Source organism: Micrococcus sp. GbtcB5, assembly GCF_019091605.1.
Classification (GTDB): Bacteria; Actinomycetota; Actinomycetes; order Actinomycetales; family Micrococcaceae; genus Micrococcus; species Micrococcus luteus.
Genome location: NZ_JAGXJK010000101.1, coordinates 1 through 430 on the forward strand (window position 1 = coordinate 1; position 430 = coordinate 430).

1 protein-coding gene and 1 pseudogene are annotated in these 430 nt (G+C 67.9%); both read right to left on the reverse strand.

What is annotated here, in order from left to right; genetic code table 11:
- Window positions 1-185, reverse strand: a pseudogene (locus KVS67_RS11635) (recombinase family protein); the annotation flags it as partial.
- Window positions 182-346: a hypothetical protein gene (locus KVS67_RS11640; RefSeq protein ID WP_217565410.1), complete on the reverse strand. Its 165-nt coding sequence runs from the start codon at window positions 344-346 to the stop codon at window positions 182-184. The gene KVS67_RS11640 and the pseudogene KVS67_RS11635, both read right to left, overlap by 4 nt.
- Window positions 347-430 lie beyond the last annotated feature (84 nt).

A 430-nucleotide genomic window follows, 5' to 3' on the forward strand; every position in this document is an offset into this window, starting at 1 on the left:
AGTTCGTCGGCCTTGCGCTGGTTGGCCTCGCGCTGGGCGGGGATCGAGAAGCCCTCGTCGGTGCCGCCGCGCTCGGCCTGCTCCCGTGTCGAGACCCGCAGATAGGACACGGCCAGCAGCACGGGCCGATCACCCGCCTGATCGTTCACGCCTACGGGGATGCGTGTGGCGGTGGGGGTGCTCATGCGGTGCTCCTTCGTTGGTGCAGTGCCTCGGCTTCCATTGTCCGCCGCCCGCCTGCGTTCTCATCCTGGGTATCTGGGGCCAGCTCCTCCGGTGGGGCGAGGCCGTAGGGGTCGGGCTGCCCGGCGCGGTAGGCGTCGTAGCGGGCCTGGGTGATGTTCAAGACCCACTCTGTCAAGGGCCATTGAGTTCTGCCCATAGGCGGCCAGTGTTTCTTCCCGCTGGTGGCCATCAGAACTGCCCACTG